This is a genomic window from Rhodovulum tesquicola (assembly GCF_024128855.1).
Classification (GTDB): Bacteria; Pseudomonadota; Alphaproteobacteria; order Rhodobacterales; family Rhodobacteraceae; genus Rhodovulum; species Rhodovulum tesquicola.
This window is the reverse complement of the sequence record NZ_JAMYDV010000004.1, coordinates 66,289-86,658: the sequence shown is the minus strand read 5'-3', so window position 1 is coordinate 86,658 and position 20,370 is coordinate 66,289. Positions and strand designations below refer to the sequence as shown.

Sequence of the window (20,370 nt, the reverse complement as noted above, 5' to 3'; positions counted from 1 at the left end):
GCGCGTGGGTCAGGTGTCGCGCGCAATAACGAAGCGGGCGGTTTCCCGCAAGGCATCGGCCCTTGGGCCGAAGGGGTCCAGCGCGGCGCAGGCCTCGTCCACCAGATCGCGCGCCCTTGCCCGGGCGCCATCCAGCCCCAGCAGCGAGACGAAGGTCGCCTTGCCCGCATCGGCATCCTTCTGCACGCGCTTGCCGGTCCTTTCCACGTCACCCTCGACATCGAGGATGTCGTCGGCGATCTGGAAGGCCAGCCCCAGCGCGGTCGCGTAGGATGACAAGGGCGCGATATCGGCGCCGCCCAGCCGCGCGCCCGCCTCGGCCGACCAGCGGATCAGCGCGCCGGTCTTGTTGGCCTGCAATTCGGTGATCTCGGCCAGGCTCAGCGCCCGGCCTGCGGTTTCCGCCGCGATGTCCTGGGCCTGGCCCAGCACCATGCCGTCGATGCCCGCGGCCCGCGCCAGCGATGCCACGAGGTCGATCCGCACGGACGGGTCGGGATGGCAGGCGGGATCGGCCAGCAGGCCGAAGGCCAGCGTCTGCAACGCATCGCCCACCAGCAGCGCGGTGCCCTCGTCCCATTTGATATGCACCGTGGCCAGGCCCCGGCGCAGGTCGTCGTCATCCATGCAGGGCATGTCGTCATGGACCAGCGAATAGGCATGGATCGCCTCGATGGCGGCGGCGGCATGCACGGCCTGACCGGCCGACACGCCGTAAAGCGCCGCCCCCTCGATCACCAGAAAGCCGCGCAGCCGCTTGCCGCCCGCCACCGCATAGCGCATCGCATGGGTCACGGGCTGGTCGGCGGCATCGGCCAAGGCCCGCATCAGCCGCGCCTCGATCAGGGCGGCGGCGTCCTTCAGTTGCGACTGGAACATCACATCCCCTCGACGGGGGTGGTGCCGGTGGGATTGCCGTTGCCGTCCAGCGTGATCTGGGCGACCTTTTCCTCGGCTTCCTTCAGCTTCTTCTCGCAATGCCGTTTCAGCGTCGCGGCCTGTTCCGACAGCGTGATCGACTCTTCGAGCGGGACATCGCCCCGTTCCAGCGCCGTGACCGCCGCCTCCAGCGCGGCCATCGCCTCTTCGAAACTCATCTCGGACACCGGCTTGTCGGTCATGCGCCCCGCTCCATCAGCACCTTGACATGCGCCGCGACGGACGCGGCCAGCGCATCCAGATCATAGCCGCCCTCCAGTGTCGAGACCACCCGGCCGCCGCAATGGGCGTCGGCGATGTCGCAGAGCCGTTCGGTGACCCAGGCGAAATCCTCTGCCCCGAGGTCAAGCTGGGCCAGCGGATCGGCCCTGTGCGCGTCGAACCCCGCCGAGACGATCAGCAGATCGGGTGCAAACCCGTCCAGCCGGGGCAGGACCTGCCGTTCCACCTCGGCCCGGAACTGCGCGCCGTCGGAATGGGGCGGCAGGGGCACGTTCAGGATGTTGTCATGCGCGCCGCGTTCGTCGGGGGCGCCGGTGCCGGGGTAAAGCGGCATCTGGTGGGTCGAGACGAACAGCGCGCGCGGCTCGTCCCACAGGATGTCCTGCGTGCCGTTGCCGTGATGCACGTCGAAATCCATGACCGCGACCCGCGCCAGCCCGTGATGGTCGAGGGCGTGTTTCGCCGCGATCGCCGCATTGGACAGCAGGCAGAACCCCATCGCGCGCCGCGCCTCGGCATGGTGGCCGGGCGGGCGCATCGCGACGAAGGCATTGCGGGCCTCGCCGCCCAGCACCATGTCCACCGCCCGCAGGCACCCGCCCAAGCCACGCAGCGCTGCCTGCCAGGACCCGGGCGACAGCCATGTGTCGGGGTCGATCGCCACCTCGCCCGAGACCGGCACCGCGGCCCTGAACTTGTCGATATAGCCCTGCGGATGGCCGTGCAGCGCCTGCGATGCGTCGGCCAGCGGCGCGGGTTCGCGGATCAGGAAGGTGAATTCGGGCGCGGTCAGCGCCTCGTTCACGGCCTCGATCCGGGCCACGCGTTCGGGATGGCCGGGCGGCGTGACATGGGTCAGGGCGTCGGGATGGGTGATCAGCGCGGTTGTCATGTCGCAATGGCTAGGGGGCGGGGCGGGGCCCGGCAAGGCTCAATCGGGCGCCAGCATGTAGCCTTCGCCCCGCACCGTCTGAAGATAGCGCGGCTGGCGCGGGTCGGCCTCGATCTTGCGGCGCAGCCGGGTGATCTGGACATCGACGGCGCGTTCCTGGGCTTGGTCGCCGTCGCGGCCCAGCTCCTCGACCAGCCGGGTGCGGCTGACGGCCTCGCCGGGGCGGGCGGAAAAGATGCGCATCAATTGCGCCTCGGTCGCGGTCAGGCGCACCCGTTCGTCGCCCGCCCACAGCTCGCCCCGGCCGACGTCATAGCGCACCAGCCCCAGATGCAGGACCTTGGGCAGATCGGCCGGGGTGCTGATCTGCGGCACACGGCGCAGGATGGCATTGATCCTGAGCAGGAGTTCCTTGGGCTCGAAGGGCTTGGGCAGGTAATCGTCGGCGCCTGCCTCAAGTCCCGCGATCCGGTCCGAGGTTTCGCCCCGCGCCGTCAACAGCAGGATCGGCGTCGGGATGTCGGACCGGATCGAGCGGGTGAAGGAAACCCCGTCCTCGCCCGGCATCATCACGTCCAGCACGATCAGGTCGAAGTCGAGCCCCGCCAGCAGCCGCCGCGCATGCCCGGCATCGCGCGCCGTGCTGACCAGAAAGCCGTTGCGCAGCAGGAACTTGCGCAGCAGATCGCGGATCCGCGCATCGTCATCGACCACGAGAAGGTGAATGCCCGGCATGGACGTCATCGCGAACTGTCCGACAACCCGTCGAAATGGCGCCGCATCTCTGGGTCCATCATCGCCTCGAGCACCTGCCGGAAGCCCGCGACCGCCACCGGCCCCGCCGCGCGATAGGCCGCGCGCATGCGTTCGCGCTGGGCGTCCGACAGCTTCTGTTCCAGCGCGGCCCCCGCCTCGGTCAGGTAGAGATGCCGCTCGCGCTTGTCGCGGTGACCGATGCGGGCCTCGACCAACCCGTCCTCGACCAGCGCGCGCAGCACGCGGTTCAGCGACTGCTTGGTGACGCCAAGGATCGACAGCAGGTTGTTGACCGTGGTGCCCGGCGAACGGTGGATGAAATGGATCGCGCGGTGATGCGCCCGGCCATAGCCATGTTCGTCAAGGATGCGGTCGGGGTCGGCGGTGAAGCCGCGATAGGCGAAGAACATCGCCTCGATCCCCTTTCGGATCTGGTCGTCGGTCAGGAACAGCAGGCTCTCGCCGCTCTTCTGTGCAACCGCGGATGCGCCCTGTGACATACCCACACCCCTGTCCGATATCACCGCTGACCGATCCGGGGCGATCTTATGTCAGCCTTGTTGACTTTCCAAGACTCAACTGGTAGCGAGCCGTGGATTTGGCGTAATATTATGTCCGAAGTGGACCTAATTCGCGCAACATTAGGAAAAACACCGCCCCGAATGGGCAAGCGAAGGGGAAGCGCAATGACTGGCTATGACGACCGCGACGGCTTTATCTGGATGGATGGCAAACTGGTGCCCTGGCGCGAGGCCAATGTGCATCTGCTGACCCATGCGCTGCATTATGCCTCTTCGGTCTTCGAGGGCGAGCGCGCCTATGGCGGCCGGATCTTCAAGTCGCGCGAGCATTCCGAGCGGCTGAGGACCTCGGCCAGCCTGATCGACTTCGAGATCCCCTACAGCGTCGACGAGATCGAGGCGGCCAAGGCGCAGGTGATGCAGGCCAACGGCATGACGGATGCCTATGTGCGCGCGCTTGCCTGGCGCGGCGCGGGCGAGGATATGGGCGTCGCCTCGCGCCGCAACCCGGTGCGCATGGCGGTCGCGGCCTGGGAATGGGGCGCCTATTACGGCGATGCCAAGATGAAGGGCGCCAAGCTCGACATCTCGAAATGGAAGCGCCCCAGCCCCGAGACCGCGCCCAGCCAGGCCAAGGCCGCCGGTCTTTACATGATCTGCACCATGTCCAAGCACGCGGCCGAGGCAAAGGGCTGTTCGGATGCGATGATGTTCGACTATCGCGGCTATGTCGCCGAGGCGACCGGGGCCAATATCTTCTTCGTCAGGGATGGCGAGGTGCACACGCCGAAACCAGACTGCTTCCTGAACGGCATCACGCGGCAGACCGTGATCGGGATGCTGCATGACCGCCAGATCAAGGTCCATGAGCGCCATATCATGCCCGAGGAGCTTGAAGGCTTCCAGCAATGCTGGCTGACCGGCACCGCGGCCGAGGTGACGCCGGTGGGCCAGATCGGCGATTACAGTTTCGAGGTCGGCGCGCTGGCCCGCGAGATGGTCGACGCCTACGAGAAACTCGTGCGTGCGTAGTGCGGGACCGGCAGATCAGCCCCATCGCCACGTCCTTGCACGGCCAGGGACGCGATGGCACGCCCCCGGCAGCACAGGCCGACGCGGAAAAACGTGGAGAGAGTGTCGTTTTTTTGTTAACCTTCGCTCTGTGCACAGGCACGCGAAGGCCGGGTGTGCGCTCGGTCGCTTCATGAGTTGATTTAAAGGGGGAATATCTGACATGCGTAAATATCTGATCGCAGTCGCAACCATCGGCTGCATGACCGCTGGCGGAGCGTCCGCGGCAACCTTCAACGGCGAGTTCTGGGACGCGCCCGCAAACTCGATCGACGGACCGGACTTCCTCAGCCAAGCGATCGCGCAGGCCGCGGGTGCGCCGACCGCCACGTTCACGTCCACCGCACTTAACTACGGCAACGCCGGCGCCAATTGGGCAATCGGTTCGCTGTCGGATTTCCTTGCAGCCGACGCAGGGTCCATTGTCGGGACCAACTCGGCAAACATCCAGGAATCGGTGTTCCGCTTCACCGGGTTTGTTTCACTGAACACTGGCGACAACATCAGCGTGACCTCTGATGACGGCTTCCGCCTGATCATCGACGGCAATACCTTCCTCGAGTACAACGGCATCCGTGCGCCAGGCAGCAACTCCAACGCGAATTGGGCGGGGCCGGACGGCACATACTCCATGACAATGTGGTTCTTCGAAGGGAACGTCACGCAGGTCCAGCTCCTCTCCAACCTTGGGGACTATGCGGTCGCTCCGGTGCCGGTGCCGGCGGCGGGTCTGCTGCTGCTGACGGGCCTGGGCGGCATGGCCGCGCTGCGCCGCCGCCGCAAGGCTGCATGATGGCGTCATCAGCCTGACCGGATAACACAGGCGGGCGCCCTGCTTCAGGGCGTCCCCTATTCGAGAAGCGCCTTGATGGCCGCCCGGTGTTCAGGCGACGCGGCGAGCGGAGCGGCCAAGAGATCGTCCGCCGCTGCCATCAGCCCATCCTGCGGCACCAGACGGTCCACCAGCCCGAAGGACAGCGCTTCGTCCGCGCCGACCCTTGCGCCGCCCATCAGGATCAGCTTGGCCCGCGCCGGGCCGACCAGCGCCGCCAGCCGCCCGGGATCGGACGGTTGCGGCAGGAAGCCCAGTTTCATCACCGGATAGAAGAATTTCGCCTCGGGCACGGCCAGCCGCAGATCGCAGGCCAGCGCCATGCCGAAGGCACCGCCCGCCAGCGTGCCGTTCAGCGCCGCCACCGTCAGCGCGTCCAGCGCCGCGATCCGGCCCGAGACGCTTTCCCAGACCGGATCGGTGGCCAGTCCCGCGCGCGCCTCGTCCAGATCGGCGCCCGCGCTGAACACCTTGCCCGTGCCGGTGATGACCAGCGCCGCGATGCGTTCGCGCGCCGCCTCGGCCAGGATGTCGTCCAGATCGCCCAGCATCGCGCGGGTCAGCGAATTGGCCTTGTCGGGCCGGTTCAGTGTCACAACCCAGCGCGCGCCGTCCTTGTCCAGCCCGATCACGAGGGCAGCCCCGCGCGGCGGCGGATGGCGCGTTCGCGCAGCGACACCTCCTGGCCCAGGAACTCGTCGGCATCCGCGCTGCACATCCAGACCAGCGCGCGGGCGGGCCATGCGGGGGGGACATGCTCGGCCCAGTCCAGACGGCTGACCGGGTTCACGCCGCTGTCGCGGATCGTCTTCTGCATGTCGGTCGCGACGGTGCCGGGCGACAGGCTGATCGCCCGGATGCCCTGCGCGCGGCCTTCGAGATCGGCGCAGCGGGTCAGCATCGCGGCCCCGGCCTTGGCGGTGCAATAGGCGCTCCAGCCCTCCATCGCGTTATGGGCCGCACCCGAGCCGATGGTCAGGATCGTGCCGCCGCCTGCCGCCGCCATCACCGGCATGGCCGCGCGAAAGCCGTGAAAGACGCCCTTGAGGTTGGTGTCGATCGCCGCCGCCCATTCGCTGGGATCGGCATCCTGCAAGCGCGCGATGGGCTCGATCACGGCGGCGTTGTTCACCAGGATGTCGATCTGCCCGAAGGCCCGGACCGTGGCGCGCACCGCGTCCGCGACCTGCGCGAAATCGGCCACGTCGCAGGGCAGGGCGATCGCCCCGCCGCCGATCTCGCGCGCGATGCTGGCAATCGCCTGTTCGCTGCGCGCGGCCAGCGCCACCCTGGCCCCGGCTTCGGCAAAGGCGCGCGCGGCGGCTGCGCCGATGCCGCGGCTGGCTCCCGTGATCAGGACGCTTCTGCCCGACAATTCACCCATGACACCCCTCCTCGCCGACACAATTCCGTGTGCCATGTCCTAGCCCAGCCTCCCGCGGCAGGCCAGCGCAACGTGGCGTTGACTCCCCCCGGCCCAGCACCGACATTCAGGGCTGACATCCTGCGATGAAAGGGAACACATGCTGCTGCGCATCTCGGCCTCTGCCGGGGCCATCGTCGCCGCGCTGGCCATCGCCGCGCCGGCATCGGCCGATCTGACCGCCGCCGAGGTCTGGGCCTCGTGGAAGGCGCTGGCCGAGCGGTCGGGCCAGACCATTTCCGGCAGCGAAACGAAGTCGGGCGACACCCTGACCGTCCGCGACGTGACGATGGCGATGGAAACCCCCACCGGCTCGGCCTCGGGTGCGATGGGCGACATCGCCTTTACCGAGAACCGCGACGGGTCGGTGTCGATCCGCCTTGCGCCGGAATACCCGCTGGTCGTGTCAACGACTTCCGAGGCGGGCGAGCGCGTCGAGATGAAGATGACGCTGCGCCAGCGCGACCTGAGCATGACCGCCCGCGGCAATGCCGGTGCCATCGCCTATGATTTCGCCGCGCCCGAGGCGTCCTTTGCCCTCGACCAGATGCTGGTCGATGGCCAGCCGATGGACATGGCGATGGAGATGTCGGCGCGGGGGATTTCGGGTGGCTACACGATGGCCGAGGGCGCAACCGGGCGGATCGACGGCACCCTGAACGCCACCACCGCGCGGCTGGACATGAATGCGACCAATCCCGAGGACGGGTCGCGTTTCAAGCTGGTCGGCGAGATGACCGATATGGTCGTGTCCTCGTCCAGCACGGTTCCGGCGGGCATGCAGACCACGGATCTGGGCGCGATGCTGGCCGCAGGCTTCGCCTCGACCGGCAAGATCGCCCATGGCGGCATGGCCTATGCCATGGACATGGCGCAGGCGGGCGAAAGCACGAATGTCGCGGCAACCCTTGGGCCCGGGACGCTGGATTTCGCGCTGGCCGATGGCGGCATGCTGTACGACGTGCGCTCGACCAGGGGGCAGATCGGGATTTCCGGCTCGGCGCTGCCGCTGCCGCGGATCGACCTTGCCTTTGACGACAGCGCGTTCAGCTTCCGCATGCCGATGGTCCGGAGCGCGGCGCCCTCCGATTTCGGGCTGCTCACCCGGATTGCCGGGCTGACGATCAGCGACGGCCTCTGGGCCATGTTCGACCCCTCGGGCCAGTTGCCGCGCGATCCGGCGACGCTGGTGATCGACCTGTCGGGCAAGGTGCGGCTGCTGTCCGACCTGACCAATCCGGCGGTCGCCCAGTCGTCCGAGGCGCCCGCCGAACTGCACGAGCTGAACGTCAAGGACCTGAGGCTCAGCCTTGCCGGGGCCGAACTGACCGGCAGCGGGGCCTTCGTCTTCGACAATTCCGACAAGGTGACCTTTGACGGGATGCCCCGGCCCACCGGCGGGATCGCGCTGCGGCTTGCGGGGGGGAACACGCTGCTTGACCGGCTGGTGGCGATGGGGCTGGTTCCGGCGGATCAGGCGATGGGCATGCGGATGATGCTGGGCATGTTCGCCCGGCCCACCGGCGAGGGCGACACGCTGAGTTCGCAGATCGAGGTCACGCCGGACGGCCAGGTGGTGGCGAACGGGCAGCGGCTGCGCTGAGCGCGGCCGCCGACCCCTCGCGCAGGCTTGCGCGGGGGGCGCGGGCGGCCTACCTGAACGCCAGTTCCATCGCCGGAGGCCCGATGCCCGACACAATCGAAACGCTGACCGCCGCGCTGCTGGATGCCGCGATCAAGGCCGGTGCCGACGCGGCGGACGCGCTGGCGGTTGCAGAGGCCTCGCTGTCCATCGACGTGCGCGGCGGGCGGCTGGAACAGGCCGAGCGCGCCGAAAGCACCGAGATCGGGCTGCGCGTGCTGATCGGGCGGCGGCAGGCATGTGTTTCCGCGTCGGATACGCGGCCCGCGACGCTGGCCGAGATGGCCGAACGCGCAGTCGCCATGGCGCGCGAGGCGCCCGAGGATCCGACCGTGGGGCTGGCCGATCCCGGCCAGATCGCGCGCGAACTCGACATCGCCGCGCTGGAACTGGCCGATCCCGCGCCCGAGCCCGAACCCGCCATGCTGGAGGAGGATGCGCGCCGGGCCGAGGCGGCCGCGCGGGCCGTTCCCGGCATCACCCAGATCGAATCGGCGGGCGCGGGCTATGACCGGCAGCGGCTGTTCCTGGCCGCGACGAACGGCTTTGCGGGCGGCTATGAGCGGACCATCCGCTCGACATCCTGCGTCGCGATCTGCGGCGAGGGCACGGGCATGGAACGCGACTGGTGCCACGAGGCGCGCGTCTATCAGGCCGATCTGCCCGGCCCCGAGGAAATCGGCCGCATCGCCGGGGAACGCACCATCGAACGCGCCGCGCCCCGCCGGCCGAAGACCGGCGCCTATCCGGTGCTGTTCGACGAGCGGGTGGCATCCTCGCTGATCGGGCATCTGCTGTCGGCGATCAACGGTACCGCCATCGTGCGCGGCGCCTCCTGGGCGCGCGATCTGATGGGGCAGGCGGTGCTGCCCGCGGGGCTGTCGCTGATCGCCGAACCGCACCGGCCGCGCATCGCAGGCTCGCGCCCCTTCGATGGCGAGGGGCTGGCGACCGCGCGGCGTGCGCTGGTCGCGGACGGGGTGCTGGCGGGGTGGGTGCTGGATCTGGGCACGGCGCGCAAGCTGGGGCTGGAGAGCACCGCGAATGCCGCGCGCGGCGTCTCCTCGCCGCCGTCGCCGTCCTCGGGCAATGTCACGCTGACGCCGGGCACGCGCTCACGCGACGACCTGATCGCCGAGATGGGCACCGGGCTTCTGGTGACCTCGATGATCGGCAGCACGATCAACCCGACCACGGGCGACTATTCCAGGGGTGCCGCGGGCTTCTGGGTCGAGAACGGGCAGATCGCCTGGCCGGTCAATGAATGCACCATCGCCGGCAGCCTGCCCGACATGCTGCGCCGGATCGTTCCGGCGAATGACGCCCGGGATCACAAGTCGCATCGGGTGCCGAGCCTGCTGGTCGAGGGGCTGACGCTTGCCGGCGACTGACCTTGCGCTGTTGATCGAGGCAGCCGAGGCCGCCGGCCGGATCGCCGAGCGCCACTGGAGACGCAAGCTGCGCGTCTGGGACAAGCCCGGCCATCAGGGCCCCGTGACCGAGGCCGATCTGGAAATCGACGCGATGCTGCGCGAGCGCCTGATGGCGGCGCGGCCGGGCTATGGCTGGCTGTCCGAGGAAACCGAGGACGGCCCCGCGCGGCTGGGCGCCGAGCGCGTTTTCGTGGTCGATCCGCTGGACGGCACCCGCGCCTTTATCGAGGGCGACAAGTCCTTTGCCCATGCGCTGGCCGTGGCCGAGGCGGGTCGGGTGGTGGCCGCCGCGGTCTATCTGCCGATGCTGGACAAGCTTTACGCCGCAACCGCCGGGGGCGGGGCCACGCTGAACGGCGCGGCGATCCGGGCCAGCGGGCGGGCGCGGCTGGACGGCGCCGCGGTGCTGACCGCGCGGCCCGCGCTCGACCCGTGTCACTGGGCCGGGCCGCCACCGCGGTTGCGCCGGTCGCTGCGCGCCTCGCTGGCCTATCGACTGTGCCTGGTGGCCGAGGGGCGGTTCGACGCGATGCTGACGCTGCGGGACAGCTGGGACTGGGACACCGCGGCGGGCAGCCTGATCGCCACCGAGGCGGGCGCGCGGGTGACCGATCGTGCGGGCACCGCGCTGGCCTTCAACACCGAGATCCCGATCTCGCGCGGGGTGATCGCCGCGCCGCCGCCGCTGCATGACGAGGTGATCGCGCGGATGGCCTGAGCCCCGATGCGCCCTTTCACGGTCCCCTTGCTTGGTCTAGGGTGCGGCTGACGGCAAGGCAGAACCCAAGGGGGATGACGATGACCCAGCGCCTGCATCTGGTCTTTGGCGGCGAACTGGTCGATCCCGGCCGGACGGTGTTCCGCAACACCGACGATATCCATATCGTCGGCATGTTCCCCGATTATGCCAGCGCGCATGCGGCCTGGAAGGCCGAGGCCCAGCGCACCGTGGACAATGCCCATATGCGCTACTTCATCGCCCACATTCATCGCCTGCGCGACGAAGAGGCCGAGGCCGGGCCGACCGAGGAACTCGGGACCTGAAAGCGGCGCGGATGGCGGGCGGGGGGCAGGATCCGGGCACGCGGCCCGATGGCCCGGTGGTGTGGCTGCATGCGCCGCCACCTGCGGAACGGCCTGCCGCCGCCGAACTGATCCGCATGCTGAACTCCGAACGTCCGGATCTTGCGGTCCTGGTGACCGGCGAGGATGGCCTGCCCGACTGGACCGGCGGGCTGCTTCGCCCGGGCGCGCTGCATCTTGCCGCCGCTCCGCGCGACAGCCAGCGCGCCGCGGCCGAGTTCGTGGCGGACTGGCGGCCGGATATCGCCGTCTTCTACCCCCAGACCCTGCCGATGGCTGCCTTGGCCCAGGCCCATGCCCGCGGCGCTGCGCTGTTCCTGATTGCACGCGACCTGCCCGAAAGCTGGCGCGGCCGCTGGCGGCTGGGCGGCGGGGTGACGCGGCGGATGCTGCGCCGTTTCGATCGCATCTATGCACAAAGCCGGGCCTGTGCCGAGCAGTTGCGCGCGCTGGGCGCGTCGTCGGTCCAGCTGATCCCCTGCGGTCCGCTGTCCGAGGGCAGTGCGGTGCTGCGCTGCAGCGAGACCGAACGCGAGGTTCTGGCCCGGATGATGGGCGCGCGCCCCGCCTGGCTGGCCGCCTGCATCCGGCCCGAGGAAGAGGCGGTCGTCGTCGCGGCCCATTCCCGCGCGATCCGGCAGGCGCACCGGCTGTTGCTGCTGCTCGTGCCGGACGATCCCGCAAGGGGACCGTCGCTGGCCGGGCGGCTGCGGGGCGAGGGGTGGGAGGTATCGCTGCGCTCCGAGGACGAGGAGCCCGAGACCGAAACGCAGATCTATGTCGCCGATACCGAGGGCGAGCTGGGGCTCTGGCTGCGGCTTGCGCCGCTGACCTTCATCGGCGGCACGCTGGCGGGCGCGCCCGGCCCCGATCCCTACCATGCCGCGGCGCTGGGCTCGGCCATCGTGCATGGCCCGACCACCGACGCGCACGCGACGCATTACCGCTGGCTTTCCGGGGCCAGGGCCGCGCGGCGGGTGCGGGACGAACAGACTCTCGCCGATGCGGTGGCCGACCTTCTGTCGCCCGACCGCGCCGCCGAGATGGCCCGCGCCGCCTGGGAGGTCTCGACCGAGGGGTCGGCGGCGACCGAGCGCGTGATGCGCCGGATGATCGAGGCGCTTGCCCTGGCGGAGGCAGGCTGATGCGGCCGCCGGGTTTCTGGTTCAACCCGCCCGACGCTCCGGGTATCGCGGCCCGCGCGCTGGCGCCGCTGGGCGCGCTTTACGCGCTGGGCACGGCGCGGCGGTTGCGGCGCGGGTTGCCCGAACGGGTCGGCGTGCCGGTGATCTGCGTGGGCAACATCAATGCGGGCGGCACCGGCAAGACGCCCACGGTGATCGCGCTGGTGCAGCGGCTGGCGGCGCGCGGGGTGGCGGCGCATGTGGTCAGCCGCGGGCATGGCGGGCGGCTGGAAGGCCCGGTCAGGGTGGAGGAACGCGGTCACAGCGCCGCGGAGGTCGGCGACGAGCCGCTCTTGCTGGCGGCCTTTGCGCCGGTCTGGGTCGCGCGGGACCGGGCTGCGGGCGCGCGCGCGGCGGTGGCGGCCGGGGCGCAGGCGATCGTGATGGATGACGGGTTCCAGAACCCGGCGCTGGCCAAGGATCTGTCGATCGTCGTGGTCGATGCCGCCAAGGGGTTCGGCAACGGCCGGGTGATCCCCGCGGGACCGCTGCGCGAGCCGGTGGCCGCGGGTCTTGCGCGCGCCGATCTGGTGCTGTCGATCGGCCCGGTCCCGGCCCAGCGCCATTTCGCATCCGTCTGGGGCCAGCGGTTGGCCCTGCCCCATCTGACCGGCGCGCTGAGACCGCTGGAAACCGGCATGGACTGGGCGGGGCTGCGCGTGCTGGCCTTTGCCGGGATCGGCCATCCCGAGAAGTTCTTTGCCACGGTCGAGGCGCTGGGCGCGCGGCTGATGCGGGCCGAGGCGCTGGAGGATCACCAGCCGTTGACGCCCGCCCTGATGACAAGGCTGGAAACCGAGGCAAGGCTGATCGGGGCGCAACTGGTGACCACCGAAAAGGACGCGGTGCGCCTGCCGTCCGGTTTTAGGCAAAAGGTGCTGACGGTTCCGGTGCGGCTGGACATCGCGGATTGGGCCGGGATGGAGACGGCGTTCAATCGGCTGGGGCTTGGCGGCGGCTGAGTTCCTGCCGGATCGCCGCGCCATCCGCGTCCAGTTTCGGCGCGGCGCGGTCCAGCGCCAGTTCCACATCGGAAAACACGATGGGCGTGCGCAGACCGGGCACCCTGTCGCGAGTGGCCACCAGCCCGCGGTGAAGGATCTGCGGATCGGCGAAAACCTGGGCCATGTCGTTGATCGGCCCGGCGGGCACGCCTTCGCCCTCGCAGGCGGCCAGAAGATCGTCCCTGGCAAAGCCGCGGGTCGCCGCGGTCAGTCCTGCGGCCAGCGCCTCGCGATTGGTCACGCGGTCGGCATTGCTGGAAAAGCGCGGGTCGGTCGCCAGACCGGGCAGACCCAGCAGCGCGCATAGCCGCGCGAATTGCCCGTCATTGCCGACCGCGATGATGATATGCCCGTCGGCGCAGTCGAAGACCTGGTAGGGTGCGAGGTTGGGATGGGCATTGCCCAGCCGCTGCGGCGCCTGCCCGGTGGTCAGGTAGTTCATCGCCTGGTTCGCGGTGATCGCCGTGGCCACGTCGAAAAGCGCCATGTCGATCTGCTGGCCGCGCCCCGTCGCCTGCCGCTGGTGGATCGCGGCCAGGATCGCGGTTGCCGCATAGACCCCGGTGAAGATGTCGGCCACCGCCACGCCCACCTTCTGCGGCTGGCCATCGGGCGTGCCGGTGATCGACATCAGCCCCGACATGCCCTGAATGATCGCATCATAGCCCGGCCGGTGGGCATAGGGCCCGTCCTGCCCGAAACCGGTGATCGAGCAGTAGATCAGACGCGGATCGAGCCGCGACAGGGACTGGTAATCCAGCCCGTATTTCGCAAGGCCGCCGACCTTGAAATTCTCGATCACCACATCCGCCCCGGCGGCCAGATCGCGCACCAGCGCCTGCCCCTCGGGCGTGCGGAAATCGCAGGCGACAGATCTCTTGCCCCGGTTGCAGGCGTGGAAATAGGCGGCCGAGCGGTCGCCTTCGCGTTCGACGAAGGGCGGCCCCCAGCGGCGGGTATCGTCGCCCTCGGGCGATTCCACCTTGATGACCTCGGCGCCCAGATCGGCCAGGATCTGACCGGCCCAGGGACCGGCCAGGATGCGGGCCAGTTCGATGACCCGCAGACCGGAAAGCGGCGCCGCCATGGGTTATCCGGCCAGCTTGTCGTCGAGGATCTTCTTCAGGTCACGATAGCGCATGTTCTTGTAGAGCTGCCCGTCGATCACGATCGACGGCGTCGCGTTGACCCCGGCCTTGTCGGTCATCTCGGCCGAGTGGTCGCGCAGTGCGGCGGCCAGTGCCGCATCGCTCAGGCAGGCCTCCATCTGGTCATTCTCCAGCCCGGCGGTCCGTCCGATCTGGCGCAGGCTCTCGGCGGTCTTCGAGGGATCCTTGGGGTCGATCCAGTCGCTTTGCTTCTGGTAGATCGTGGACACGATCCCGAAGAACCGCATCTCGCCCCCGCACCGCGCCAGAAGCCCGGCCCAGATCGCGTAGGGGTCCCAATAGACCTCGCGATAGGTGAAATGCACCTTGCCGGTGTCGATGTAATCCGCCTTGAGCTGCTTGAACACCTCGTCATGGAAGGTGCCGCAATGCCCGCAGGTGAACGAGGCGAATTCCTCGAGCTTGATCGGCGCATCGGGATCGCCCAGCGTGAAGGACTCGACCTGCGGCGCCGTCTCGGCATGGGCGGCCGGGATCGGCGTCAGCGACAGGCCGGGCGGCTGGCTTGGCGTCGAGGTCAGCCACAGCCCGCCCAGGGCGGCCAGCGCCACAAGGCCGAGCGAGAGCGAAAGGATGCGGATCATGGAACGGGTCTCCCTAGCGTTTCGGGCGGGATAGGACGTTTTGGCCAAGTGCCGCAAGGGCTGCGCGCAACCCCTCGTCATGCACGTCGCCGGACAGGGCGGCGGCTTCTGACGCGACGGCCGGATCGGGCCGGGCGGGGGCTGGCTTCGGGGCGGGCGCGAACTGGGCCTGGCCTTCGGCAAAGCCCGTGGGCGCGGTCTGGGTCAGCCGGATCCGCGCGATGGCGTTGTAGCCGTAGCAGGCGTTCACTTTCTCGCGGATCGTGTCCTTCTGCATCTCAAGCAGCGGCGCGACGGCCCCGGTGGTCAATATGGTCAGCGTCGCCCCGAAACCTTCGCGGCCATATTTCACCTCGACCGGACGGGCGATGCGGGCGGTGTCCTCGCCCACGATCTCGGCCCAATGGGTCAGCACGCGCGACACGGCGAAACCGCGCTTTTCGCCCGCGCGGCGGATGCGCTGGGCCAGCAATGTCGCGGCGGGCTCGAACCCCCGCCTGCGGCGGCCGTGAATGTCGCCCGGCTTGGCCATACCTGTCCTTTCCCTTGCCTGCGTCTAGCTTAAGCGGCAGGAGTGCGGGCAGCCAGACAAATGACCGGGGCGGGGGCATAAAGATTGCGTGACGCGGAGCTGAGCCGGGCCTTGCTGGACTGGTACGATATGCATGCCCGCGACCTGCCCTGGCGGGTGGGGCCCGCGGCGCGGGCGGCGGGGGTGCAGCCCGACCCCTATGCGGTCTGGCTGTCCGAGGTGATGCTGCAACAGACCACCGTGGCCGCCGTGCGCGACTATTTCCATCGCTTCACCGCGCGCTGGCCCGATGTCGGGGCGCTGGCCGCGGCCGAGGATGCGGCGGTCATGGGGGAATGGGCGGGGCTGGGATACTATGCGAGGGCGCGCAACCTGCTGAAATGCGCGCGGGCCGTGGCGCGGGACCATGGCGGGCGCTTTCCCGACAGCCGCGACGGGCTGCTGGCCCTGCCCGGCATCGGCCCCTATACCGCCGCCGCGATCGCCGCGATCGCCTTTGACCGGGCCGAGACGGTGGTGGACGGCAATGTGGAACGGGTCATGGCGCGGCTGTTCGCGGTGCAGACGCCCCTGCCGACCGCCAAGCCCGAACTGACGGCGCTGGCGGCCCGGCTGACGCCGACGCGGCGCCCCGGCGATCATGCCCAGGCGGTGATGGATCTGGGTGCGACGATCTGCACGCCGAAGCGGCCTGCCTGCGGCATCTGCCCGCTGCGCGCGCCCTGCGCGGCGCGGGCGCAGGGCATCGCGGCCGATCTGCCGCGCAAGCTGGCGAAGCCGCCGAAACCCACGCGGCTTGGCATCGCCTATATCGGTCGCCGAAGCGATGGCGCGTGGTTGCTGGAGCGTCGCCTGGAAAGCGGGCTTCTGGGCGGCATGCAGGGCTGGCCGGGCACGGATTGGGCCGAAACAGAGCCTGTTTGTGCCCCCCCGGCCGATGCCGAGTGGCGCGATCCGGGGGCCGAGGTGCGCCACACCTTCACCCATTTCCACCTGCGCCTTGCGCTGCGCGTGGCCGACCTGCCCGCAGACTGCGCGCCCCGGCGCGGCGCTTTCGTTGCGCGGCACGATTTCCGTCCCTCGGACCTGCCGACCGTGATGCGCAAGGCGTTCGACCTTGCCCGCGGCAGCGTCGGTTGCGATTGATCCGGCCCGCGGCTTCGCGCTATAGAGGCAATGGAACTGGCGCGCGCAACCATGGGAAGATCGCGATGAGCGACACGGCCCCGCTTTCGCCCCTGCAATCCGCCCTGCCGTTCTGGATGTCGCTGGGCATGATCCCCATGGCGATCCTGGGCGCGGCCTTCGGCGGCTGGGCGCTGGCCCTGCTGCCGCTTTACGGCTGGGTTGCGGTCACGCTGCTGGACGCGATCCTGGGACGGAACGAGACGAATCCGGACCCTGACACGCCCGAACAGGCCCTGTTCTGGCACCGGCTGATCACGCTGATCTGGTTCCCGCTCCAGTTCGTCACGATCTTCGGCATGCTCTGGTGGGTCAGCCGCAGCGATCATCTGTCGCCGCTTGAAACCATCGCGCTGTTCTTTGGCGTGGGGGTGTTCTCGGGCACGGTGGGGATCGTCTATTCGCATGAATTGCTGCACCAGCGCACCCGGCTGGAACGCTGGCTGGGCGATCTGCTGCTGTCGACCGTGCTTTACAGCCATTTCCGGACCGAGCATCTGCTGGTCCATCACCCCCATGTCGGCACCCCCCGCGACGGTGTGACCGCGCGCTACAACGAGGGGTTCTTCCGCTATTTCCTGCGGGTTCTGGCGTCCGGCCTGCCATCGGCCTGGCGCGCGGAACGGCTGATGCTTGCGCGGGCGGGGCGGCCGGTCCGGCACCTGTCGAACCCGTTCTGGCGCTATGGCGCGTTGCAACTGGCGATGGTCGGGATTGCGGTCTGGATCGGTGGCTGTGCGGGGCTTGCGCTGTTCCTGTGGCAGGCATTCATCGCGGTCTGGCAACTGGAACTGACCAATTATGTCGAGCATTACGGCCTGACCCGGCGCTATCTGGGCGAGGGCCGCTATGAGCCGGTCAAGCCGCATCACAGCTGGAACGCGGCGCATGCCGCGTCGAACTGGCTGCTGATCAACCTCCAGCGCCATTCCGACCATCATTGCAAGCCGCAACGCCGGTTCCCGCTGCTGCAGACCTGGCCCGAGGAGCAGGCGCCGCAATTGCCGCTGGGCTATCCGGCGATGACGGCGCTGGCGATGATCCCGCCCCTGTGGCGGCGGCGGATGAACCCGCGCGTGCGGGCGTGGCGGCGGAAATACTACCCCGACATCGCAGACTGGACGCCCTATCGCGCGGCCAGCCTGCCCTTGCCCGCGGGCAGCTGAACCGGCGAGTGCGGTCTAGCGGATCAGGACGGGCGCCTGGTGGACATGGCTGCCGTCCTCGGCCGCATGGACCAGGAAATGTGCGACATCCCCGCGCGAGATCAGGCCGTTGCGCCATGTCTCGGGCTCGACTAGCACCTCGTAGGCGTGGCTGGGCGGGCGGTTCATCAGGATGCCCGGCCGCGCGATGGTCCAGTCCAGATCCGAGGCGCGGATCATCTCCTCCTGCACGTCCTTGTCGGCATAGGCCCGGCTGAGCAGCGTCTTGAACGGGATCTTCTCGACCGTGCTGATCCTGTCCTTGCTGTCGCCCGCACCGAAGCCGGTGACGACCAGAAGCCGCCGCACCGCCGCCGCCGCCATCGCGGGCAGCAGAACCCGCGTCGCGTCGGAAAACAGCGTGGTGCGTTCGGCGATCCCGGCCAGCGTCTTGGGAATGCCCAGTGCCACGATCACCGCATCCACGCCCTTCAGCGCGGCCGCCACGTCCTCGGGGTTCAGCGCGTCGCCGGTCACCTTTTCCAGCCGGTCATCCTCGATCCCGATCTGGTCCGCGCTGCGCGCGAACGCGCGCACGTCATGTTCGCGTTGCAGGGCGTAGCGCACGGTCTCAAGCCCGATGCCCTTGCTTGCTCCGATCACAAGAAGTCGCATGTGACACCTCCTTTTGGTTGAGAGATTAGGGCGGACCTTGCCGATTCCGAGGCCCCCGGCCCGCTTCGCACGAAAAAAAACCCCGCCACGGGAATGGCGGGGCAAGGTTGTGCGCGGCGGCCTGAAGGCCGCAGGCACAGGCGGTAAGCGATGGGGTCTAGTTCGGCCGTTCGGCCATCTCGGCGCGGATCTGCTGGCGAAGGACGTCGATGGGCACCATCTGGCCCTCGCGGCGGTAGTGCCAGTAGGTCCAGCCATTGCACGAGGGGGCGCCCTCGAAGGCCGCGCCGACCTGGTGGATCGAGCCGGTCACGTCCGGGCCGACCAGCGTGCCGTCGGCGCGCACCTTGGCGGTCTTGCCGCGTGGCGAGACCAGCACCTCGCCCGGGCGCAGCATCCCGCGTTCGACCAGCACGCCGAAGGCCACCCGCGGCTCGGCCCGGCGCGAGGTCGAGACCATCAGCGCCTCGCGGTCGAACTTGCGCACGCGGGCCAGCCGCGCCTCGGCCACCTTGCGATAGCTTTCCTCGCGCTCGATCCCGATGAAGTCGCGGCCCAGCATCCTGGCCACCGCCCCGGTGGTGCCGGTGCCGAAGAACGGGTCCAGCACCACATCGCCGGGATTGGTCGTGGCCAGCAGCACGCGATGCAGAAGCGCCTCGGGCTTCTGCGTGGGATGGGCCTTGTCGCCCTTGGCGTCCTTCAGCCGTTCATGGCCGGTGCAGATCGGCAGCACCCAGTCGCTGCGCATCTGCACGCCCTCGTTCAGCGATTTCAGCGCCTCGTAGTTGAAGGTGTATTTCGCGCCCTCGGATTTCGAGGCCCAGATCAGCGTCTCGTGGGCGTTGGTCAGCCGCTTGCCCTTGAAATTCGGCATCGGGTTCGACTTGCGCCAGACCACGTCGTTCAACAGCCAGAAGCCCTGGTTCTGCAACTCGGCGCCCAGTCGGAAGATGTTGTGATAGCTGCCGATCACCCAGATCGCGCCATTGGGCTTCAGCAGGCGGCGCGCGGCGGCCAGCCAGTCGCGGGTGAAGCGGTCATAGGCGGCGAAGCTGTCGAACTGGTCCCAGTGGTCGTTGACCGCATCGACGCGGGAATTGTCGGGCCGATGAAGATCGCCCCGCAATTGCAGGTTATAGGGCGGGTCGGCAAAGATCAGGTCGATGCTGGCCTCGGGCAGGCCGTTCATCGCCGCGATGCAATCGCCCGCAAGAATGGTGTTGAGCGGGAGCGTCCCCGCCTCTTTCGCCTTGGTCATCTCGTGTCACTGCCTCTTGTGGCGCGCCCTTGTTGCGGGCGTCGCTGCTTGGCGGTGACTTTGAGTCAAACCCGATTCGCCGTCAAATCCTTTTTGAATCAGCCACTTACGGAATTTTCTTGATACAATATGTTGTGCACCGGCGCGAACGAACGCCTATGGTGTGGGCTGACCCCAATATCTCGGAGCGCCTGGACATGCGCCCTGGTCGGATAGCCTGCGTTCCTGTCCCAGCCATAACCGGGGAAGTGTTGCGCAAGCTCCACCATGATCCTGTCGCGTGCCTCTTTCGCCACGATCGAGGCGGCCGCGATCGACAGGCTGCGCGCATCGCCCTTGACGATGGCAAGGCCCGGGCAGGGCAGGTCGACGGGCAGGAGGTTGCCGTCGATCAGCGCCAGATCGGGCAGGGCGCTCAGCCCGGCGATGGCGCGGCACATCGCCAGATGGCTGGCGCGCAGGATGTTCAGGCTGTCGATCTCGGCGACGCTGGCATGGGCGATGCTGACCTCGGCGCAGTCCATCAGCGCCCTGGCAAGCGCAGCACGGCGGGCGGGGGTCAGCCGTTTGGAATCGTCCAGCCCGGGCGGGATCGCGGCTGGGTCCAGCCGCACCGCCGCCGCCGTGACGGGGCCTGCCAGCGGGCCGCGCCCGACCTCGTCCACGCCCACGACGATGCGGGCGCCCCGGGCAAGGGCATCGGTTTCCAGCGAGAAATCGGGGTTCGGTCGGGGCGTGGCGCGGGTCATGGGATGACACAAGCGCCCTTCGCGCCGGGCCGCAACACGAAAAGGGGGCGGAGGCTGCTCGTCCCTCC

General features: G+C 69.0%; 23 protein-coding genes. 10 read left to right on the top strand and 13 right to left on the bottom strand.

Annotated features, from left to right (window positions below; translation table 11 throughout):
• Positions 1-9: 9 nt before the first annotated feature.
• Genes NHN26_RS05700 through NHN26_RS05680 form a run of 5 tightly spaced genes read right to left on the bottom strand, consistent with a single transcriptional unit; the run spans position 10 to position 3,309 of the window.
• Positions 10-879, bottom strand: a complete 870-nt coding sequence (locus NHN26_RS05700; protein ID WP_253088540.1) for a polyprenyl synthetase family protein — start codon at positions 877-879, stop codon at positions 10-12.
• Positions 879-1,121 carry an exodeoxyribonuclease VII small subunit gene (locus NHN26_RS05695; RefSeq protein WP_132693354.1) on the bottom strand — a complete coding sequence of 81 codons (243 nt, stop codon included), beginning with the start codon at positions 1,119-1,121 and terminating at the stop codon, positions 879-881. Before NHN26_RS05695 ends, NHN26_RS05700 begins: the two co-directional genes overlap by 1 nt.
• A complete protein-coding gene (locus tag NHN26_RS05690) occupies positions 1,118-2,053 on the bottom strand; it encodes a histone deacetylase family protein (protein ID WP_253088539.1) in 936 nt (311 codons plus the stop codon). Before NHN26_RS05690 ends, NHN26_RS05695 begins: the two co-directional genes overlap by 4 nt.
• A gap of 39 nt (positions 2,054-2,092) precedes the next feature.
• Positions 2,093-2,788, bottom strand: coding sequence for a response regulator (locus tag NHN26_RS05685; RefSeq protein WP_253088538.1), 696 nt, complete (start codon positions 2,786-2,788; stop codon positions 2,093-2,095).
• A 5-nt stretch (positions 2,789-2,793) separates the two neighbouring features.
• Positions 2,794-3,309, bottom strand: a complete 516-nt coding sequence (locus tag NHN26_RS05680) for a MarR family winged helix-turn-helix transcriptional regulator (protein ID WP_132693351.1) — start codon at positions 3,307-3,309, stop codon at positions 2,794-2,796.
• A 186-nt stretch (positions 3,310-3,495) separates the two neighbouring features.
• On the opposite strand from NHN26_RS05680, the gene NHN26_RS05675 reads away from it, so the two are divergent.
• Together NHN26_RS05675 and NHN26_RS05670 are read left to right on the top strand one after the other, a co-directional pair.
• Positions 3,496-4,362, top strand: coding sequence for a branched-chain amino acid aminotransferase (locus NHN26_RS05675; RefSeq protein ID WP_253088537.1), 867 nt, complete (start codon positions 3,496-3,498; stop codon positions 4,360-4,362).
• Positions 4,363-4,564: 202 nt separating this feature from the next.
• On the top strand, positions 4,565-5,194 hold the full coding sequence (locus NHN26_RS05670) for a VPLPA-CTERM sorting domain-containing protein (protein ID WP_253088536.1): 630 nt from the start codon (positions 4,565-4,567) through the stop codon (positions 5,192-5,194).
• A 56-nt stretch (positions 5,195-5,250) separates the two neighbouring features.
• Here NHN26_RS05670 and NHN26_RS05665 read toward each other — a convergent pair whose 3' ends face one another.
• Both NHN26_RS05665 and NHN26_RS05660 read right to left on the bottom strand, forming a co-directional pair.
• Positions 5,251-5,865 carry an enoyl-CoA hydratase/isomerase family protein gene (locus NHN26_RS05665; RefSeq protein WP_253088535.1) on the bottom strand — a complete coding sequence of 205 codons (615 nt, stop codon included), beginning with the start codon at positions 5,863-5,865 and terminating at the stop codon, positions 5,251-5,253.
• Positions 5,862-6,617: an SDR family oxidoreductase gene (locus NHN26_RS05660; RefSeq protein ID WP_253088534.1), complete on the bottom strand. Its 756-nt coding sequence runs from the start codon at positions 6,615-6,617 to the stop codon at positions 5,862-5,864. The genes NHN26_RS05665 and NHN26_RS05660 overlap by 4 nt, the downstream gene beginning before the upstream one ends.
• A 139-nt stretch (positions 6,618-6,756) precedes the next feature.
• On the opposite strand from NHN26_RS05660, the gene NHN26_RS05655 reads away from it, so the two are divergent.
• The 6 genes from NHN26_RS05655 (at position 6,757) to lpxK (ending at position 12,960) form a co-directional block, all read left to right on the top strand.
• On the top strand, positions 6,757-8,259 hold the full coding sequence (locus NHN26_RS05655) for a DUF2125 domain-containing protein (RefSeq protein ID WP_253088533.1): 1,503 nt from the start codon (positions 6,757-6,759) through the stop codon (positions 8,257-8,259).
• Positions 8,260-8,342: 83 nt separating this feature from the next.
• Positions 8,343-9,689 (top strand): TldD/PmbA family protein, encoded by a 1,347-nt coding sequence (locus tag NHN26_RS05650; RefSeq protein WP_253088532.1) that lies wholly within the window; start codon positions 8,343-8,345, stop codon positions 9,687-9,689.
• Complete coding sequence (locus NHN26_RS05645; RefSeq protein ID WP_253088531.1) at positions 9,676-10,449, top strand: 3'(2'),5'-bisphosphate nucleotidase CysQ; 774 nt, start codon at positions 9,676-9,678, stop codon at positions 10,447-10,449. Before NHN26_RS05650 ends, NHN26_RS05645 begins: the two co-directional genes overlap by 14 nt.
• A gap of 80 nt (positions 10,450-10,529) precedes the next feature.
• A complete protein-coding gene (locus tag NHN26_RS05640; protein WP_132693343.1) occupies positions 10,530-10,775 on the top strand; it encodes a DUF4170 domain-containing protein in 246 nt (81 codons plus the stop codon).
• An 11-nt stretch (positions 10,776-10,786) separates the two neighbouring features.
• Positions 10,787-11,959, top strand: coding sequence for a 3-deoxy-D-manno-octulosonic acid transferase (locus tag NHN26_RS05635; RefSeq protein WP_253088530.1), 1,173 nt, complete (start codon positions 10,787-10,789; stop codon positions 11,957-11,959).
• Entirely contained in the window at positions 11,959-12,960 is a 1,002-nt protein-coding gene (gene lpxK / locus NHN26_RS05630) for a tetraacyldisaccharide 4'-kinase (RefSeq protein WP_253088529.1), read from the top strand. The genes NHN26_RS05635 and lpxK overlap by 1 nt, the downstream gene beginning before the upstream one ends.
• Here the strand turns inward: lpxK and NHN26_RS05625 are convergent.
• The 3 genes from NHN26_RS05625 to NHN26_RS05615 are packed head-to-tail and all read right to left on the bottom strand — an operon-like array spanning position 12,932 to position 15,287.
• Positions 12,932-14,089, bottom strand: a complete 1,158-nt coding sequence (locus NHN26_RS05625; protein ID WP_253088528.1) for a CaiB/BaiF CoA transferase family protein — start codon at positions 14,087-14,089, stop codon at positions 12,932-12,934. The genes lpxK and NHN26_RS05625 overlap by 29 nt on opposite strands.
• Before the next feature lie 3 nt (positions 14,090-14,092).
• Positions 14,093-14,755, bottom strand: a complete 663-nt coding sequence (locus NHN26_RS05620) for a DsbA family protein (protein ID WP_253088527.1) — start codon at positions 14,753-14,755, stop codon at positions 14,093-14,095.
• Between the two features lie 13 nt (positions 14,756-14,768).
• Positions 14,769-15,287 (bottom strand): DUF721 domain-containing protein, encoded by a 519-nt coding sequence (locus NHN26_RS05615; protein WP_253088526.1) that lies wholly within the window; start codon positions 15,285-15,287, stop codon positions 14,769-14,771.
• 84 nt (positions 15,288-15,371) lie between these two features.
• Here NHN26_RS05615 and mutY point away from each other — a divergent pair, with 84 nt between their 5' ends.
• Together mutY and NHN26_RS05605 are read left to right on the top strand one after the other, a co-directional pair.
• Positions 15,372-16,433 (top strand): A/G-specific adenine glycosylase, encoded by a 1,062-nt coding sequence (mutY, locus tag NHN26_RS05610; RefSeq protein ID WP_290442832.1) that lies wholly within the window; start codon positions 15,372-15,374, stop codon positions 16,431-16,433.
• Between the two features lie 65 nt (positions 16,434-16,498).
• Entirely contained in the window at positions 16,499-17,638 is a 1,140-nt protein-coding gene (locus NHN26_RS05605; protein ID WP_253088525.1) for an alkane 1-monooxygenase, read from the top strand.
• A gap of 15 nt (positions 17,639-17,653) precedes the next feature.
• Here the strand turns inward: NHN26_RS05605 and NHN26_RS05600 are convergent, their stop codons facing one another.
• From NHN26_RS05600 to rnhB, 3 genes are all read right to left on the bottom strand, one after another.
• Entirely contained in the window at positions 17,654-18,292 is a 639-nt protein-coding gene (locus NHN26_RS05600; RefSeq protein WP_253088524.1) for an NAD(P)-dependent oxidoreductase, read from the bottom strand.
• A gap of 157 nt (positions 18,293-18,449) precedes the next feature.
• Complete coding sequence (locus tag NHN26_RS05595; protein WP_253088523.1) at positions 18,450-19,553, bottom strand: site-specific DNA-methyltransferase; 1,104 nt, start codon at positions 19,551-19,553, stop codon at positions 18,450-18,452.
• A gap of 98 nt (positions 19,554-19,651) precedes the next feature.
• Positions 19,652-20,302: a ribonuclease HII gene (gene rnhB, locus NHN26_RS05590; protein ID WP_253088522.1), complete on the bottom strand. Its 651-nt coding sequence runs from the start codon at positions 20,300-20,302 to the stop codon at positions 19,652-19,654.
• Positions 20,303-20,370: the final 68 nt, after the last annotated feature.

Bases quoted from the DNA above. Each gene is read 5' to 3' on its own strand.
- NHN26_RS05700 (WP_253088540.1), bottom strand. From the start codon at position 879: ATGTTCCAGTCGCAACTGAAGGACGCCGCCGCCCTGATCGAGGCGCGG.
- NHN26_RS05695 (WP_132693354.1), bottom strand. From the start codon at position 1,121: ATGACCGACAAGCCGGTGTCCGAGATGAGTTTCGAAGAGGCGATGGCC.
- NHN26_RS05690 (WP_253088539.1), bottom strand. From the start codon at position 2,053: ATGACAACCGCGCTGATCACCCATCCCGACGCCCTGACCCATGTCACG.
- NHN26_RS05685 (WP_253088538.1), bottom strand. From the start codon at position 2,788: ATGCCGGGCATTCACCTTCTCGTGGTCGATGACGATGCGCGGATCCGC.
- NHN26_RS05680 (WP_132693351.1), bottom strand. From the start codon at position 3,309: ATGTCACAGGGCGCATCCGCGGTTGCACAGAAGAGCGGCGAGAGCCTG.
- NHN26_RS05675 (WP_253088537.1), top strand. From the start codon at position 3,496: ATGACTGGCTATGACGACCGCGACGGCTTTATCTGGATGGATGGCAAA.
- NHN26_RS05670 (WP_253088536.1), top strand. From the start codon at position 4,565: ATGCGTAAATATCTGATCGCAGTCGCAACCATCGGCTGCATGACCGCT.
- NHN26_RS05660 (WP_253088534.1), bottom strand. From the start codon at position 6,617: ATGGGTGAATTGTCGGGCAGAAGCGTCCTGATCACGGGAGCCAGCCGC.
- NHN26_RS05655 (WP_253088533.1), top strand. From the start codon at position 6,757: ATGCTGCTGCGCATCTCGGCCTCTGCCGGGGCCATCGTCGCCGCGCTG.
- NHN26_RS05650 (WP_253088532.1), top strand. From the start codon at position 8,343: ATGCCCGACACAATCGAAACGCTGACCGCCGCGCTGCTGGATGCCGCG.
- NHN26_RS05640 (WP_132693343.1), top strand. From the start codon at position 10,530: ATGACCCAGCGCCTGCATCTGGTCTTTGGCGGCGAACTGGTCGATCCC.
- NHN26_RS05635 (WP_253088530.1), top strand. From the start codon at position 10,787: ATGGCGGGCGGGGGGCAGGATCCGGGCACGCGGCCCGATGGCCCGGTG.
- lpxK (WP_253088529.1), top strand. From the start codon at position 11,959: ATGCGGCCGCCGGGTTTCTGGTTCAACCCGCCCGACGCTCCGGGTATC.
- NHN26_RS05625 (WP_253088528.1), bottom strand. From the start codon at position 14,089: ATGGCGGCGCCGCTTTCCGGTCTGCGGGTCATCGAACTGGCCCGCATC.
- NHN26_RS05620 (WP_253088527.1), bottom strand. From the start codon at position 14,755: ATGATCCGCATCCTTTCGCTCTCGCTCGGCCTTGTGGCGCTGGCCGCC.
- NHN26_RS05615 (WP_253088526.1), bottom strand. From the start codon at position 15,287: ATGGCCAAGCCGGGCGACATTCACGGCCGCCGCAGGCGGGGGTTCGAG.
- NHN26_RS05605 (WP_253088525.1), top strand. From the start codon at position 16,499: ATGAGCGACACGGCCCCGCTTTCGCCCCTGCAATCCGCCCTGCCGTTC.
- NHN26_RS05600 (WP_253088524.1), bottom strand. From the start codon at position 18,292: ATGCGACTTCTTGTGATCGGAGCAAGCAAGGGCATCGGGCTTGAGACC.
- NHN26_RS05595 (WP_253088523.1), bottom strand. From the start codon at position 19,553: ATGACCAAGGCGAAAGAGGCGGGGACGCTCCCGCTCAACACCATTCTT.
- rnhB (WP_253088522.1), bottom strand. From the start codon at position 20,302: ATGACCCGCGCCACGCCCCGACCGAACCCCGATTTCTCGCTGGAAACC.